The sequence below is a fragment of the Hyphobacterium sp. genome (assembly GCF_965217055.1).
Classification (GTDB): domain Bacteria; phylum Pseudomonadota; class Alphaproteobacteria; order Caulobacterales; family Maricaulaceae; genus Hyphobacterium.
On sequence record NZ_OZ244227.1, the window covers coordinates 262,225 to 277,561 of the forward strand.

Genomic DNA, 15,337 nt, shown 5'->3' on the forward strand with positions numbered 1-15,337 from the left:
CCAGACACTGCCGGTCAAAGCGGAGAAGTGATTCGTCATGGCGCGTGGAGACAGCCAGTTCGTTTGCCAGTCCTGCGGGGCGGTCCATGCCAAATGGGCCGGCCAGTGCAGCGATTGCGGCAGCTGGAACACGCTGGTCGAGGAAGTCGCCGCAGCTCCCCTGGGCACACAGGCCAAACCCCGCAAGGCGGGGCGAAGAGGCGGGCTGGAATTACTGCCGCTGGCCGGTGAAAGTGGCGAGCCGCCGCGTCATCAAAGCGGCGTCGCCGAGTTCGACCGGGTGTGCGGCGGCGGCGTGGTGCCGGGTTCGGCGCTGCTGGTCGGCGGCGATCCCGGGATCGGCAAGTCGACCCTGCTGCTGCAGGCAGTCGCCCAGCTGGCCGGGTCGGGGGCCAAGACCGTTTACGTGTCGGGTGAGGAAGCGATCGACCAGGTGCGCAGCCGCGCCCGCCGCCTCGGCCTGTCGGACCGGCCGGTCGCGCTGGCCTCGGAAACCTCGGTTGAAAACATTCTCGACGGATTGAAATCGGAAAAGCCGGATATCGCGGTGATCGATTCCGTGCAGACCCTGTGGACCGACCAGCTGGCCGCGGCGCCCGGCACGGTGGCGCAGGTTCGCGCCTGTGCGCAGGAGCTGGTTCGGTTCGCCAAGAAATCCGGCTGTGCCATTGTCCTTGTCGGCCATGTGACCAAGGACGGCCAGATCGCCGGGCCGCGCGTGGTCGAGCACATGGTCGACGCGGTCCTTTATTTCGAGGGCGATCGCAGTCATCAATTCCGCATACTGCGCGCGGTCAAGAACCGGTTCGGACCGACCGACGAGATCGGCGTGTTCGAAATGGGCGATGCCGGTTTGCGCGAAGTCGAGAACCCCTCTGCTCTGTTCCTCGACGATCGCGGCGATCCGACGCCCGGTTCCGCCGTTTTTGCCGGCATGGAAGGGACACGCCCGGTCCTCACCGAGATCCAGGCGCTGGTCGCTGCCTCGCCGCTGGGCACGCCCCGGCGCACCGTCGTCGGCTGGGATTCCGGCCGGCTTTCCATGGTGCTCGCCGTGCTCGAAGCAAGATGCGGGCTTTCCTTCGGCGGCCGTGACGTTTATTTGAACGTGGCAGGCGGCTTGAAAATCGGTGAACCGGCCGCGGATCTGGCAGTGGCAGCAGCAATTGTGTCTTCAGCGCTCGACGCGCCCATTCCCGCCGACGCCGTGGTGTTCGGCGAAATCAGCCTGTCCGGCGATATCCGCGCCGTCGGCCGTAACGAGGCGCGTCTGAAGGAAGCGGCCAAGCTGGGCTTCGCGCAGGCGCTGGCACCGATGTCGGCGAGCGAAGGCGCGTCGCCGGTCAAGGTGCGGGGCCTGGCGGGCGTGACCGATCTGGTCACCTGCATCAGCGCCTGGCGGCAGGAGGAATAAGCGATGGGCGGGCTGACTCCAATGGATGGTGCCATCCTGCTGTTCATCGCGGCGTCGGCCTATCACGCTCTGGTCCGGGGCTTTGTCAGCGAAGCCTTGTCGATGACGGCCGCCATCGTGGCCGCGATCGCGGCGCTTTGGAGCCGTCCGCTATTCGTGACCCTGACCGATGATTTCGTTCCCACCGGCTGGATCGCGAACATCGTCACCCTCGGCATTGTCTTCACGCTGGTCTTCCTCGCTGTCAGCTTCCTGACGGCACCGATGCGGGCCAATGTGAAGCGCGGCGACGAGGTCGGGTTCCTCGACCGCACGCTCGGCTTTTTCTTCGGGATCGTCCGCGCACTTTTGGCGCTCGGTTTCTTTCTTATCCTGTCGAGCCTGGCCAATTCCGGACAGCCGCCACGACAGCTGACCGAGGCCCGGCTCTACCCGCTGGTGAACACGTCCGCCCGGCTGCTGCAATCGCTGGCACCTGGAGATTCGCGTATTGGGCAGACTGACCCTATATCTCCCGCCGACTCCCGTTCGCGCAGGGACGAGGAGTCCTATGATGATCGGGACCGCAATCGGCTAGATGATCTGATCGGCGACGCCAGCGAGGATGATGACGGATGAGATATCCTGCCCCCCCGCTTCCCTATGATCCGAACTCGGATCATTTAAGGGAAGAATGCGGCGTATTTGCCGTTCATGGCGCCGTCGACTCGGCGCTGATGATCGCACTCGGCCTGCACGCCCTCCAGCATCGCGGCCAGGAAAGCTGCGGCATCGTCACCCATGACGGATCGCGGGTTTATGCGGAACGCCATATGGGCCTTGTCGGCGAGCACTTCGCCGATGGCGACACGCACAAGCGCCTGCCGGGCCGTATCGGCATCGGCCATGTGCGCTATTCGACGTCGGGGGCGACGGTGGCCCGCAATATCCAGCCGCTGTATGCGGATGTGCGGGGCGGCGGCATCGCAGTGGCCCACAACGGCCATCTGACCAACGCCCGGACGCTGCGCGACGAGCTGGTGGCCACAGGCGCGATCTTTCAGTCGACCAGCGACACCGAGGTGGTCCTGCAGATCGCTGCCCGGTCCAGCCGCACCAGTCCCACGAAACGATTCCTGTCGGCGCTGAAACAGATCGAGGGCGCCTTCGCCCTGGTCGCCCTGGTCAATGGCAATCTGGTGGTGGCGCGAGATCCGTTCGGGATCCGGCCCCTGGTGCTCGGCGAACTCGCGGGTGCCACTATCGTCGCGTCCGAGACCTGTGCGCTCGATGTTATCGGCGCGGACTATGTGCGCGATGTCGAGCCAGGAGAGGCCATTATCGTCAGCGACGACGGCATGAAATCCGAGCGTTTTGCACCGGCCAAGCCGGCACGCACCTGCGCATTCGAATACATCTATTTCGCACGGCCGGATTCCGTGATTGCCGGCATCAGCGTCTATGAAGCGCGCAAGCGCATGGGGGCCCAGCTCTACAAGGATGCGCCGGCCGGTATCGACGTCGTCATCCCCGTGCCCGACAGCGGCGTGCCCGCGGCGCTCGGCTATGCGCAAGCCGCCGGCGTGCCGTATGAAATGGGCATTATTCGCGGCCACTATGTCGGCCGCACCTTCATCCAGCCGACGCAGGCCAAGCGGGACCTCGGCGTTCGCCGGAAGCACTCAGCCAACCCGCCGGTCGTGAATGGCAAGCGCGTATTGCTGGTCGACGATTCCATCGTGCGCGGCACAACGTCCCGCAAGATCGTGGAGATGATGCGTGAAGCGGGCGCGACCGAAGTGCATTTCCGGTCTGCCTGTCCGCCGATCAAGTTTCCCGATTTCTACGGGATCGACATGCCAAGCCGGACCGAGCTGATGGCCGCCTCGCAGGAGTGCGAGGAAATGGCCCGGGCGCTCAAGGCCGACAGTCTCGGCTTCCTGTCGCTCGACGGGCTGTACCAGGCGGTGCTCGGTGAGACCCGAAATAATGCTGCTCCGCAGCTCGCCGATCATTACTTCACCGGTGAATACACGACGCGGCTGCTCGATCACGAGCGGGCCGCTTCCGACAAGGACCGGCAGCTCTCGCTGCTGGTCGATGCATGAGATCAATGATGTTGAATGACAAACTGGCGCTGGTCACTGGCGCATCGCGCGGCATCGGCCGGGCTATCGCCACGGGACTGGCGGCGCAAGGCGCACACGTCATCGTCACGGCGCGCACCCAGGGCGGGCTTGAAGATCTCGATGACGAGATCAAGGCCAATGGCGGAAAATGCACACTGGTCCCGCTGGACCAGATGGATCCGGAAGGCATCGAGAAGCTGGCGGAGATTGTCGCAGAACGCTGGGGCAAGCTCGACATTCTGGTCGCGGCCGCCGGACAACTGGGTGAGTTGACACCGGCGTCGCAAGTCTCGGCGAAGACCTGGAACGAGGTGTTCGGTGTCAATGTGATCGCGCCGGCGCGGCTGATCCGTGCGTTTGAACCGCTGCTATTGAAATCAGACGCCGGCCGGGCGGTTTTCCTGACTTCGGGCGCTGCCAAATCCTGCCGCGCCTACTGGGCGCCCTATGCTGCCAGCAAGGCCGCGCTGGATGCTCTGGTGACCTCCTGGGCCGACGAGCACGGCAATTCCGCGCTGCGGATCAATCTGGTCAATCCGGGGCCGATGAAAACCGCGATGCGCAAGAAGGCGTTCCCGCAGGAAGATGAGAACCAGCTCGCGCGGCCCGAGGACATCCTGCCGCTGATCCTGTCGCTGGTTGGGGATGACACGACCCGCCATGGCGAGTGGATCGATTTTCCGAAAGAGAGTTGAATTTCACCTCGCCCTTCGAGGTTCGCTGCGCTCGCACCTCAGGGTGAGGTGGAAAAGCCGGCTTCCGGGAGTCACCTCATGGTGAGGTGCCGGCCAAAGGCCGGCCTCGAACCACATCATTCCTATGTGTCAGGGATTTCCGCTGACTCCACGATCAACCTCATCGGCGCACCGCGTATCGGAAACCCTTGATATTACGAGAATTCATCGTGTCCGGACACGATATTTGTTTTTCTGGACACGGTTTTTGTTACGTTGCCGCCTGGGAAACACCAATTAGTCCGGGCCATGAAAAACGACCATTTAAAACCGCGTGATCCAAAAAAGACCGTCTCAATCGAGGTTCGCGTCAGCGAGGAAGACAAGCAAGCCTTCTGGGATGCTTGCCGCGCGGCGGATCAGCCGGCCAGCGCAGTGCTGCGCCGTCTGATGGGGATTTTCGTGGCTATTCGAAACCTCAGACAAAAGATGTTTTCCATGATCAACCGATTTTTCCGCCGCCTGCTAAGTTCCGCTTTGGCCGCTTCCGCCATGGCCGCCAGCCTTGCCGTCAGCCTGATAATCGCCCCCTTGGCGGCCGCAGATGTCCGACTGACCTATCAGGTCATCGTCGATGACGGGATTGGGCAGATCGTGTCGCAGGGACAAACAGTAATCGACGAGAACGACGATGATCCGTCGGTTATCGCTGACGGACTCGGTGAAGGTGTCCGCTACGCATTCACGGCGCAGGCTTGCGACGCGGCCGACAATGTTTCTTGTGCAGAGGGAACGACAATGGTCGTTCTCAGCCTCTGGGAGTCGCATGAGGGACAGGACGTCATTGCTACCGATCAGGGGATTGCCCTGTCGCTGAATGAGGAAACCCGTTTCGAAACGGTGTTGAGCGACGGCCGCATCCTGTCGGTCTTGTTCCTGCCGCAGTCATGATGCGGCTGCGACCGAACTTCTAGTCCCGCCCCTTCGCATAAGGGTTCTTGCCGGCTTTCACGATCAGCCGGATCGGCACGCCGGGCATTTCGAATGCCTCGCGGATCCCGTTGACCAGATAGCGCTTGTAGCTTTCCGGCAAATCGCCGGCGCGCGAGCACATCAACACGAAAGTCGGCGGGCGCGACTTGGTCTGCGACAGATAGCGCGGCTTGATGCGCTTGCCCTGTACCGCCGGCGGCGGGTGGCGCGAGATCATTTCCTGCAGCCAGTCATTGAGATCGCGGGTCTTGATCTTGGCCGACCAGTCGCGATGCAGGCGGGTCACCGCCGGCATGATATCCTCAAGGCCCTTCTGCTTGAGCGCAGATACCGGGATCAAGGGCGCTCCCTTGGCCTGCGGCAGCAATCGTTCAAACTCGTACTGCAGCTCCTTGAGCGCAGCACTGCGGTTCGGCACGAGGTCCCATTTTGCCAACACCATGACCAGCGCCCGGCCCTCGCGAAGGACGAGGTCTGCGAGCGTCAGGTCCTGCTTCTCGAACGGGTGTTCGGCATCGACGAGGAGCAGCACGACTTCGGCGAACTTGATGGCACGCAGCGTGTCGGCGGCACTCATCCGTTCGAGCCGGTCATTGACCTTGCCCTTCTTGCGCAATCCGGCGGTGTCGTGCAGCCGCACGCGGCGGCCATCCCATAACCAGTCGACCGCGATGGCGTCACGCGTGACACCGGCTTCCGGGCCGGTGATCAGACGCTCTTCGCCGATCAGGGCGTTGATGAGGGTGGACTTGCCGGCATTCGGCCGTCCGATCACGGCGATGCGCAGGGGCGGCTCGTCGCTGCGGTCGTCGTCAAGCCGGTCGAAATCGCCAAGCTCCTCGACGAGGCGCACGTGGAGATCGCTCATGCCCTCGCCGTGCGAGGCCGAGATCGCGACCGGCTCGCCGAAACCGAGGGCATAGCTTTCCGTGATTCCCTCGGATCCCGCGCGGCCTTCGGCCTTGTTGGCGACCACGATGACCGGCCTGCCGGACCGGCGGACCACGTCGCCAAATGCCTGGTCCAGCGCCGTGATGCCTTCGCGGGCGTCGATCACGAGCAGGCAGACATCGGCCTCACGCAATGCCGCATCGGTCTGGGCGCGCATGTCGGTGCCGAGCTTGGTGGCATCGGCGTCGTCAAATCCCGCGGTATCGATGAGGCGCAGCGGAATGTCGCCAAGTCGCCCCCTCGCTTCGCGGCGGTCACGGGTGACGCCGGGGCGGTCATCGACGATGGCCAGCGGCTTGCCCGCCAACCGGTTGAAGAGGGTCGACTTGCCGACATTGGGGCGGCCCACCACCGCAATTGTGGGGACAGCCATGAGCGCTAGCGCAGTGCGATCAGGCGCGCTTCATCGGTCACGACATAGATCGTTTCGTTGACGATGATGGGCGCAACATAGATCGGATCGCGCAGATTCATCTCGCGGATAAGCGATCCGTCGCTTGCGGACAGCACGACCGCGCGGCCATTCGACGCCGCCAGAAACAGGCGGCCGCCGGCCAGTACAGGGCCGGCCCAGGCCAGGCGCTCGCGGCGGTTTTGCTCGCGCTGATAGGTTTGCAGCTGGGTTATCCAGCGGATCGTGCCGTCGTCGCGCTGGATACAGACCACTTCGCCGTCGGTCGTGACGATGAAGAGGAAATCACCGGCCACCCAGGGAGCATGCAAGCCGCCGGCAGGCTGGGTCCAGATGCGCTCACCGGTCCGCAAATCGAACGCGGCAAGAATGCCCGAATGGTTCATGGCATAGACATGGTCGTCGACAATGACCGGGCTGCCGGCCACATCATTGATCGCGGAAATCGGTGTCAGCCCGCCCTGCCGCGTCAGCGCGTCGTTCCAGATCGGGTTGCCATTCTGCAGGCGCAGCGCGGTCAGTTCGCCGGACGCGTAAGGCGCAACGATGGTTTCACCGTAGACCGCCGCACTCGGCGCTGTGATGAGCCGGGCCGGTTCGGCGATACCCTGATGGTTCCAGATGATCTCGCCATTGTCCTGGTCGATGGCGTAGAGTTCGTTGTCGTCAGTGGACACAAACACATTGCCGTTCACCGCCGTCGGCGCCGAGTGGAAGGGCGTCAGCGCGGATGTGCGCCAGATTTCAGCGCCATTGGTCGCGTCGAGGGCGGCCAGGAAGCGCCGGCCGGTGTGAACGAACAACCGGCCATTGTCGTAGGCCAGGCCGCCGCCGAAGCCGATGCGGTCGCGCCGATTGTCGGACCGCACCCGCTGTTCCCAGATCTCGGAACCGGTTTCCGGATCGAGAGCGTAGACCCGGTCAGCCGCGTCCAGAACGTAGATCCGGCCATCGGCATAGATCGGCCGCGAATTGATGCGGCTGGACCGGTCCGAGGCTTCCCCGAATCGGCGGCGGAACAGGATGTCGAGATTGCCGCTCGCCTGGGTGTGCTGCATGGCGTGCGTCGGATAGCCGTCCGGCTGGGCCCAGATCGTGTTGGCATAGGCTGTCGGCAGCTCGACCGGCAGCATTGCAGCGTCCGGGTCAGCCTGCAGGGATTGTTCAAACGACAGGATCGACACGCGATCGTCGATGGCGGGCGCGTTGGGGTCATCCGTTTCCGGCGCCTGGAACGGGTTGAGCCGGGAAACCGAGTCGGGCACCGAGGAACAGCCTGCGAGGCCAACCAGCGCGACCAGCAACAGGAGGCGGGCGAAAGTGTTGAATGTCATCGGCTCAGTCCTGTCCGTCGTCGTCGGTTTCTGTGTCCAGAAGATCTGCGGCATCCGGCGCGGCGGGCGCGTCGACCGTCAGTTGCGCCTCGGAATCCGCGTTGGCCGCTGCATTTAGATTGAACTGCGGCTCGGCGTCTTCGGACGTCGTATCCGCAGCCGCTTCCGCCTCCGGCTGATCGGTTTCGGTCGCGCTTCTGTCGGTCGCCTGGATGCGATCAATGAGCGCCAGCGCCGCCTGGGCGCGTTGTGAAATGGGCATGGTCAGCGCGTCGAGATCATTCGCGATGGCATCATATTCCATGCGGGCGCGCTCGAGATTGCCGATGTCGAAGGCCTTCGCGGCCACGACTTCCATGGCCAACAGGCGGTAAGGCCGTTCCGGTTGCATGGTTTCGCCGAGCCGGTTGTCGAGATCGTCGATCGACAATTCGTCGAACAGGGCCATGGCGGCTTTCACACGGGCAAGATCGGCAAACGCCTGCACATTGAAGCGGTCGGCGGCCTGCTCGAACATGTAGCCGGCGCCCGCCGTATCGCCGCTCTGCAGCAACAGCTCGCCACGCTGCATCAGCGCGAGACCGGCATAACCGGGCGAGCCATCCTCGGCCAGTTGCTGGAGCGCGAGATCGGCGTCTTCATAGCGTTCCGCCTCGACGAGATCGAGCGCCGCGAAATAGCGATCAGACTCGTTCCAGGCCGATTGCCGCTGAAGATAGACCCAGCCCTGCCAGCTGGCCGCCGCAAGCACGATGGCCAATGCTGCGCCCAGCGCCCAGGGGCCCCATTTGCGCAGGAGTTCGTTGTATTTGTCCTTGCGAAGTTCTTCTTCGACTTCGTGGAAGATATCGGCCACGGAAAAACGCCCTGATTTCTCTGGTCAATTGGTGCCGGACACTAACCGCGCCGATGCGCAGCGGCAACCGCGCTTAACCGTTCTTCGGCTTGAAGGAATAGGTTTCCGCAGCGGCCGGAAATGCGCGGCTTTTCACGTCGCCGGCATACGCCTTCACCGCGTCCTGCACGGCTTCGGCGAGTTGCGCGTAGCGGCGGACGAATTTCGGCGTCCAGTCGAACAGGCCAAGCATGTCCTGGGTGACCAGGATCTGGCCGTCACAACTGGCTGATGCGCCTATGCCAATCGTCGGAACATGGACCGCCTTCGTGATCTCTGCCGCGAGGTCTTCGGCGACGCCCTCGATCACGATCGCGAAGGCACCGGCGGCGTCCGCCTCCCGGGCCTCGTGGAACACGCGCGTGCGCTCCATGTCGTCGCGGCCCTTGGCCTTGAACCCGCCCTCGTTCAGCGCCGCCTGCGGGCGAAGCCCGACATGGCCCATCACCGGAATGCCGCGTTCCGAAAGAAAGCGGATCGTGTCGGCGGCATAGGTGCCGCTCTCGATCTTCACGGCCTGGGCGCCGGTTTCCGCAAGCGCGCGGGACGCGCTTTCGAAAGCCTGCTGGGGCGATTGCTCATAGCTGCCGAACGGCAGGTCGATCACCACCAGTGCCTGTTTCGCTGCGCGCATGACGGCCTGGCCGTGGAGGATCATCATGTCCAGCGTCACGCCGATCGTGGAATCCAGACCGTGCACCACCATGCCGACACTGTCGCCGACCAGCAGGAGGTCGCAGTGCGGATCAAGAAGGCGCGCCATCGGAGCGTCATAGGCCGTGAGGCAAACGAGGGGTTCACCGCCCTTGCGGGCCCGGACATCGGGAACGCTGACGCGCTTTATCCTGTTCTGGTTCTGGGCAGACATTGCGCCTTCCTAGCGCATGTTGCAGTGCAGCGAAAGCGTCTGCCGTCTAGATCGTGCGACGCAGGATGATGGCAAAGCCGGCGATCATCAGTGCCAGTACACCCGCGGCCAGCGTTTCCGGGGAGGTCACGGCAAAGACCTGTCCCATCACGCCGTCAGTCGGCAACAGATCCGGATTTGTGAAAAAACCCTCGAGCTGGGTACCGGCGACAGCCGATCCGGTGGATCCGGCACCGCCGAGGATGAGCGCGCGGCGGCGGTCCGGACGCTTGAGGCGCGATTGAACGCGGCGCACGAAATCCTCGGAATCGCCGTGATCCGGCTCGGCGGCTGCTAAGGCCGCCCGCAGGCGATCGTCAAAGGGGTCATTCATCGTCATGACGCCATTGCCTCCTCGGCCTCAAACCAGGCCTTCAGCTTCTCCCGTCCCCGGTTCACATGTGACTTTACGGTTCCCAGCGGCATTCCCGTCGCCTCGGCGGCTTCGGAATGCGACATGCCGCCAGCATAGCACAGGACCACACAGACCCGCTCGTCGTCCTTCAGTATTTTCAATCCGCGGTCGAGATCGACCACAGACCCCATGTCACGCGGCGCTTCGACATCATCGCTGTCCTGCTTGAAGCGTTCCATGGCTTTCTCCGTTGCCTTGCGCTTGCGCGCTGACATCAGAAACTCGTTGTAGGCGATGCGGCAGAGCCAGGCGCGGAACGATCCCTTGCCGGTAAAACTGCCGATCTTGTTGAAAGCCTTGATGAAGGCTTCCTGCGCCAGATCGTCCGCGAGGGCATGATTACCGCACATCCGCGTCATCAGACCGCGGACGACGCCCTGGTGGCGACGGACGAGTTCGCCAAAGGCAATCCCGTCCCTGGCCGCCACCACCAGCGCAATCAATTCCTCGTCCGATGCACCCCGAGACACAGCGTGCTCCCCTGTCCTGCCCGCGGAGAATTACCGGGGATCGTCTGCTTTTTCGCGGAACAGGACGCCCATCAGTATCAGCGCGGCGCCTACAAAGCCCGGGAACGAAGCCACGCCGGCCATGATCCAGAGCGCTTCGCGTTCATTTTCGGCACCGGCGATTGCCGCGCCCAGCACCATGAATGCCGCGGCAATGGCGAGCAGAATGATGCCTGCGCGAATATCACCGCCCCGTCTTTTCTGCGGCATACCCAGTGCCCGGATCGTTTCCGGCGTCAGCTGGGTGCCCGATTGCGCTGCAACGCGGACGGTCTCCAGCACTTCGCGGCGGTTCTTCGATCCGAAGTGAAAAACGATCCAGACGATCAGTACGACCGCCCCGAATACGGTGAAGGGAGCGAGAATTTCGGGTCCCATGGCAATTCCTTTCATGTCTCGACCAGCGCACCCTTGCGCTTTCAGAACAGTGATGCGTCGCGGCGCGAATTTGGATGCAGGCCTAGCCGATAATTCCAACCCCGAAGAGATAGATGTGGAAGCGCGCCAGAATGGCTGCCAACAGCGCGCCGATCACGACGGCGACGACATCACCGCCCCAGCCATGCGGCGGCTTCGGTGGATGATCGCCGCGGATGAAGGCCGCGATCATCGTCACCAGCGACCAGACGAAGAAGCCGCCGAAAAGATAGACCGCCGCCCGCTCGCCATTTGCGGCAAGATGTGCGCCGGACCAAAGCGCGACCGCCAGCAACATCGGGTGCTGCACGAAGCGGCGGATATGACTGGGCGTGTAGGCCGCGGCGATCAGGATGAGTGCGACCGGCACCGCGATGAGCGCCAGTGAGCGGCCCCATTCGGGCGGAAAGTAAAGGTTCTCGGTCGGGTGCGCCTGGATCTTGCCGAAAATGATCAGGCCGAAGCCGATCAGCGAAATCAGCGTGTAGAGGACCTTGAAGCCACCCGCTCCGAAACCGGAAACCAGGGCGGCGCGCGCCCCCGGTACAAGGCGCACGGAATGAATGCCAAGGAACATGACCAGTCCGACGATCAGTAATGCCATTGATTGCCCCCGCTTGTTCGAGGGCACCCTAGGCCGAGTCTTGGCGCGTTGGCGAGATCGTTTGGCTAGCGCACCAGGCGCCGCGGCAACCAACGTGGAAGCCACATTCCCGCAATGACGGTCACCGCCGCCAGCATCAGCCCCGGCGTGCGCACCAATTCACCGGCAAAGCCGAACGCTTCCGCAAGCAGGGACGGCCCGGAAGCGGCATACAAGCCATAGCCGATCGCCGTCGCCGCCATTGCCCCGGCGGCGGTCCGGCGCAGACGCTCGAACAGGCGGACCCTGGCCATGCGCTCGTCCAACCGCGCGATGAAGGCCGGGTCGAAGGCCGGCGCCTGGTCTGCGGCCAGAAAGGCGGTCAGCTTGTCATTGGCTGTCATGCGTCACCTCCCAGCGCTGCCAGCAATTTCGCGCGGCCGCGCTTGATATGAGATTTGATCGTTCCAACCGGCATGTCCAGAACTTCCGCTGCCTCGGCATGGGACCAGCTGCCGGCCAGACAGAGGGCGATGCAGGCCCGCTGATCGGCCGTCAGCTCTGTTATTGCCCGCTCGAGCGCCATCGCCTCTTCCGGCGAGATACCTTCGGGACGCGCCTGCGCCTGGGCATCCGACCAGTCGCTTTCGCGCTGTTGTCGCCGGCCGGCCGCGCGCCGGGTTTCCGACGCCAGGCGCCAGGCTATGCCGAACAGCCAGCTCCTGAACGCCGACGGATCCTTTAGCTGATCCAAACGCTGCCAGGCGCGGATCAGCGCGTCCTGGGCGGTGTCGTCGGCTTGCGCATGATCACGGCAGATCCTGCGCAGAAAGCTCCGCAGCGCCTGACTGTGACGCACCGCCAGCTGTTCAAAGGCAGAATCGCGCCCTCGCCGCGCTGCGGCCACCAGATCAGCATCGCTGAAAGCCATGAGCCGTTATCCGCGGCGCTTGCGTCCGAACAGGCCGCCAAACAGGAAGGCCACCGCCAGCACGGCAAGGATCATGGCGACGAAATACATCGATGTCGTGTCGCCGAGCCAGCCTGTGTAGCCGACATAGGTGAACACACCGGCGAGACCGCTGAACAGAATGACGAGGAAGGCGGTCGAGCCACCGCCATGACCCGACCCATGCCGGCTCTGGTCATCGAGAAACTCTTTCGCGTTGTCGGAATCCTTGTCGAGCGCTGCAATCAATTCCGGCGGCGGCGTATTGCCCGATTGCGCATAGGTCTTCAGCAATTCGACTTTCACCTGGGTCCGCTTGTAACTCATATAGCTGTTCCATCCCGCGATCACGAAAAATCCGAGCGGAAACAAAAGCCACCAGAACCGCGAAAAAAGATCGCCAAACATTTCCATTTCGAAATCCTCCAATCGACCGGCCTCATGGCCCTGCAGTTATCTAGTGGCCACGCGCAGCCGGTTTGGAGGCAGGCCGCCGAAAAAAATCATTCCCGCCGCAGCGTGCAGCACCCGTCGAGTGCGCGATCATACTGACCCGGCAACACGATGTGCAAAGTCCAGCCGTAGGGCAGATCGCTCATCCCGTCGGAGCAATGGCGTGGTTCGGCCACGGCGACGCCGCCACCGTCAAGCATGAGAAAAACCGGATAGCCGATCGAGCGCGCCCTCGGTGCAGCTTCGATCGGGTAAGAAACGGATTCCGGTTCTTGCCAGTACGCATTGAATTCAAACGATTCTTCATTAACCGCGGCGCTCCAGAAGGGCTCCGTTCCGCCGCAGGACAGGCCGACCGGGAGGCCGGTCTCCAGCCATGGTGGGTCGGCGCGTTCGAGATAGGCGATCGCGGCCCAGCCGGCGCGTTCGTCACTACTGACCTGTGCCCAGTTGCCTGACACGTCAGTCACCTCCACGAACTGCGCATCGTGCGCCAGCGTACCGATGATCTCGGCGGCGGCATCCGGTTCGGCGCGGATGTTCAGCATGTCGTCCGGCGCAACGCCGGTCACATTGAAATAATCTGTTTCATACGGCGTCTGTGCGAAACCCGGTGACGCGGCGAGCAGCATCGCGGCGCAAACAAATCGAATCATGTCTGTCCTCCAACACCTTGATTTTGGATTCCTATCACAGATCGCGGGCGCCGGCCGGATGCCGTGTCTTTGCGCCTGGCAGGCGCCGACTTCATGTATCGATTCAGCTTCACGTTCTGAGTGAACTTCAACTTTTTGACCGGCGACCGCGCCCAGCGCCGCCAGGAAAAATGAACCTGATCCGCGCTGGCGCGTTGTGTTCCACATCGCCAGACAAGCCGATAGATGAAAACCGCAACGCGCCTCATCGTGATCCTCCTTGCCACCGTCGCCGGCCTCATGGCGCTGGTGGCGCTCGCTGCCTGGCTGATCGGCTGGGAGTGGCTGCGCGGGCCGGTGGAAAACCGCGCCTCCGCCGCGCTGAACCGCACGGAGATGATCGACGGTGCGTTCGATGTGCGCTGGGACTGGGATTTGAGCCCGCGCCTCGTCCTCGGTGACATTCATGCCGGGCCGGCCGGTTGGGAGAGCACAAGCGAACCGCTTGCACACATTGACCGGCTGGCCGCCGATGTCGCGATCTGGCCGCTTCTGTTCGGCCGGTTGCGGTTGAACGATGTGCGTGCCGAAGGGTCATCACTGCGCTTGCATCAGGACGCGTCCGGCGAGGCCAATGATGACGGCCCCAATCCGGGCACCATTGGCGGCCCGGTGACTGTCGGCGGCACATTGCGCGATCCGGCGATCGGTCTGGGCGGCGTGGTGCTCGGTGCGGCCCTTAGCCCGGCAGCCGCCTTGCTGGCCACGCTGAAAGTCGACCCATCCGACGCCGGCGCCTGTCAGGCGACGGCCGAGCTCGCAGAGGCCGACTAGGCGTCGATGATCATGTCAAAGCCGCCGAGAATCATGCGCTTGCCGTCGAACGGCATCTTTTCCGGAGCGAAGTCTTTCATGCGTTCGTCTTCCATGAAGGCCGGATACGCCGCATCGCGCGTCGCCTTGTCGGGCCAGACGATCCAGGAGAAAACAACGGTCTCGTCGTCCTTCGCCTTCACCGCCATCGGGAAGGAGGTGACCTCCCCGTCCGGCACGTCATCGCCCCAGCACTCGACGATTTGCGTAGCGCCGAAATCCCGGAAAACCGGTGCCATCTTCTCCGCCACCTCGCGGTAGGCGTCCTTGTTCGCGGTCGGGACCGCGATCACGAATCCGTCGACATAAGGCATGCTATCCTCCCTTTCCGAGCTATTCGCCGAACGCCGCCTTTTCGACGTCGGCGATCTCGATCTTTTTCATGGTCATCATCGCCTGCATGGCGCGTGCGGCAACGGCGTGGTCCTCGTGCGCCAATAGCTCCATCATCCGCTTTGGATAGATCTGCCAGCGCAAGCCAAACCGGTCCTTGCACCAGCCGCATTCGATCGGCTCCCCGCTCTCGCTTGTCAGCGCGTCCCAGTAGCGGTCGGCCTCGTCCTGGGTGTCTGTGGCCAGCGTGAAGGACACGGCCTCGGTGAACGGATTGTCCATGCCGCCATTGAGGCCGGAAAACGCCTGGCCGTTGAGGGTGAATTCGACGACCATCACGGCGCCTGCCTCGGCGCCCGGGTTTTCCACCGGGGCACGCACGATGCGAAGGATCTCGCTGTCGGGGAACAGGCGGGTATAGAAGCTCGCCGCCTCTTCGGCCTGGCCGTTGAACCACAGGCAGGGCGCAATCGGGTTCATGA

Annotated in this window: 20 protein-coding genes; 6 read left to right on the plus strand and 14 right to left on the minus strand. The window is 63.4% G+C overall.

The window, feature by feature from the left end:
- Positions 1-37 precede the first annotated feature (37 nt).
- From radA to ACOOFN_RS01245, 5 genes are all read left to right on the plus strand, one after another.
- Positions 38-1,414 (plus strand): DNA repair protein RadA, encoded by a 1,377-nt coding sequence (gene radA, locus ACOOFN_RS01225; RefSeq protein ID WP_420432867.1) that lies wholly within the window; start codon positions 38-40, stop codon positions 1,412-1,414.
- A gap of 3 nt (positions 1,415-1,417) precedes the next feature.
- Complete coding sequence (locus ACOOFN_RS01230) at positions 1,418-2,032, plus strand: CvpA family protein (protein WP_420432869.1); 615 nt, start codon at positions 1,418-1,420, stop codon at positions 2,030-2,032.
- A complete protein-coding gene (purF, locus tag ACOOFN_RS01235; RefSeq protein WP_420432871.1) occupies positions 2,029-3,501 on the plus strand; it encodes an amidophosphoribosyltransferase in 1,473 nt (490 codons plus the stop codon). Before ACOOFN_RS01230 ends, purF begins: the two co-directional genes overlap by 4 nt.
- A 5-nt stretch (positions 3,502-3,506) precedes the next feature.
- Entirely contained in the window at positions 3,507-4,217 is a 711-nt protein-coding gene (locus ACOOFN_RS01240; protein WP_420432873.1) for an SDR family NAD(P)-dependent oxidoreductase, read from the plus strand.
- Between the two features lie 288 nt (positions 4,218-4,505).
- Entirely contained in the window at positions 4,506-5,147 is a 642-nt protein-coding gene (locus ACOOFN_RS01245; RefSeq protein ID WP_420432875.1) for a hypothetical protein, read from the plus strand.
- Between the two features lie 19 nt (positions 5,148-5,166).
- Here the strand turns inward: ACOOFN_RS01245 and der are convergent, their stop codons facing one another.
- The 12 genes from der to ACOOFN_RS01305 form a co-directional block, all read right to left on the minus strand.
- Positions 5,167-6,513: a ribosome biogenesis GTPase Der gene (der, locus tag ACOOFN_RS01250; protein ID WP_420432877.1), complete on the minus strand. Its 1,347-nt coding sequence runs from the start codon at positions 6,511-6,513 to the stop codon at positions 5,167-5,169.
- Between the two features lie 5 nt (positions 6,514-6,518).
- The gene (locus ACOOFN_RS01255; protein ID WP_420432879.1) at positions 6,519-7,886 is read right to left on the minus strand and encodes a PQQ-binding-like beta-propeller repeat protein; all 1,368 of its coding nucleotides are present in this window, start codon (positions 7,884-7,886) and stop codon (positions 6,519-6,521) included.
- 4 nt (positions 7,887-7,890) lie between these two features.
- Positions 7,891-8,742, minus strand: coding sequence for a tetratricopeptide repeat protein (locus tag ACOOFN_RS01260; protein ID WP_420432881.1), 852 nt, complete (start codon positions 8,740-8,742; stop codon positions 7,891-7,893).
- Between the two features lie 73 nt (positions 8,743-8,815).
- Entirely contained in the window at positions 8,816-9,649 is an 834-nt protein-coding gene (gene panB / locus ACOOFN_RS01265) for a 3-methyl-2-oxobutanoate hydroxymethyltransferase (RefSeq protein ID WP_420432883.1), read from the minus strand.
- Between the two features lie 46 nt (positions 9,650-9,695).
- Positions 9,696-10,028 carry a hypothetical protein gene (locus ACOOFN_RS01270; RefSeq protein WP_420432885.1) on the minus strand — a complete coding sequence of 111 codons (333 nt, stop codon included), beginning with the start codon at positions 10,026-10,028 and terminating at the stop codon, positions 9,696-9,698.
- Complete coding sequence (locus ACOOFN_RS01275) at positions 10,025-10,573, minus strand: RNA polymerase sigma factor (protein ID WP_420432887.1); 549 nt, start codon at positions 10,571-10,573, stop codon at positions 10,025-10,027. Before ACOOFN_RS01275 ends, ACOOFN_RS01270 begins: the two co-directional genes overlap by 4 nt.
- Before the next feature lie 30 nt (positions 10,574-10,603).
- Positions 10,604-10,990 carry a DUF6249 domain-containing protein gene (locus ACOOFN_RS01280; RefSeq protein WP_420432889.1) on the minus strand — a complete coding sequence of 129 codons (387 nt, stop codon included), beginning with the start codon at positions 10,988-10,990 and terminating at the stop codon, positions 10,604-10,606.
- Positions 10,991-11,072: 82 nt separating this feature from the next.
- A complete protein-coding gene (locus ACOOFN_RS01285; RefSeq protein WP_420432891.1) occupies positions 11,073-11,633 on the minus strand; it encodes an NnrU family protein in 561 nt (186 codons plus the stop codon).
- A 65-nt stretch (positions 11,634-11,698) separates the two neighbouring features.
- Entirely contained in the window at positions 11,699-12,016 is a 318-nt protein-coding gene (locus ACOOFN_RS01290) for a hypothetical protein (protein WP_420432893.1), read from the minus strand.
- On the minus strand, positions 12,013-12,543 hold the full coding sequence (locus tag ACOOFN_RS01295) for an RNA polymerase sigma factor (RefSeq protein ID WP_420432895.1): 531 nt from the start codon (positions 12,541-12,543) through the stop codon (positions 12,013-12,015). The genes ACOOFN_RS01290 and ACOOFN_RS01295 overlap by 4 nt, the downstream gene beginning before the upstream one ends.
- Before the next feature lie 6 nt (positions 12,544-12,549).
- Entirely contained in the window at positions 12,550-12,975 is a 426-nt protein-coding gene (locus ACOOFN_RS01300; RefSeq protein ID WP_420432897.1) for a hypothetical protein, read from the minus strand.
- An 89-nt stretch (positions 12,976-13,064) separates the two neighbouring features.
- Positions 13,065-13,670 carry an SH3 domain-containing protein gene (locus ACOOFN_RS01305; RefSeq protein WP_420432899.1) on the minus strand — a complete coding sequence of 202 codons (606 nt, stop codon included), beginning with the start codon at positions 13,668-13,670 and terminating at the stop codon, positions 13,065-13,067.
- Between the two features lie 225 nt (positions 13,671-13,895).
- Here ACOOFN_RS01305 and ACOOFN_RS01310 point away from each other — a divergent pair, with 225 nt between their 5' ends.
- Positions 13,896-14,483, plus strand: a complete 588-nt coding sequence (locus ACOOFN_RS01310; RefSeq protein WP_420432901.1) for an AsmA family protein — start codon at positions 13,896-13,898, stop codon at positions 14,481-14,483.
- Here the strand turns inward: ACOOFN_RS01310 and ACOOFN_RS01315 are convergent.
- Both ACOOFN_RS01315 and ACOOFN_RS01320 read right to left on the minus strand, forming a co-directional pair.
- Positions 14,480-14,836 (minus strand): DUF1428 domain-containing protein, encoded by a 357-nt coding sequence (locus ACOOFN_RS01315; protein ID WP_420432903.1) that lies wholly within the window; start codon positions 14,834-14,836, stop codon positions 14,480-14,482. The two genes, ACOOFN_RS01310 and ACOOFN_RS01315, sit on opposite strands and share 4 nt — an antisense overlap.
- A gap of 19 nt (positions 14,837-14,855) precedes the next feature.
- Entirely contained in the window at positions 14,856-15,335 is a 480-nt protein-coding gene (locus tag ACOOFN_RS01320; protein WP_420432905.1) for a VOC family protein, read from the minus strand.
- Positions 15,336-15,337 lie beyond the last annotated feature (2 nt).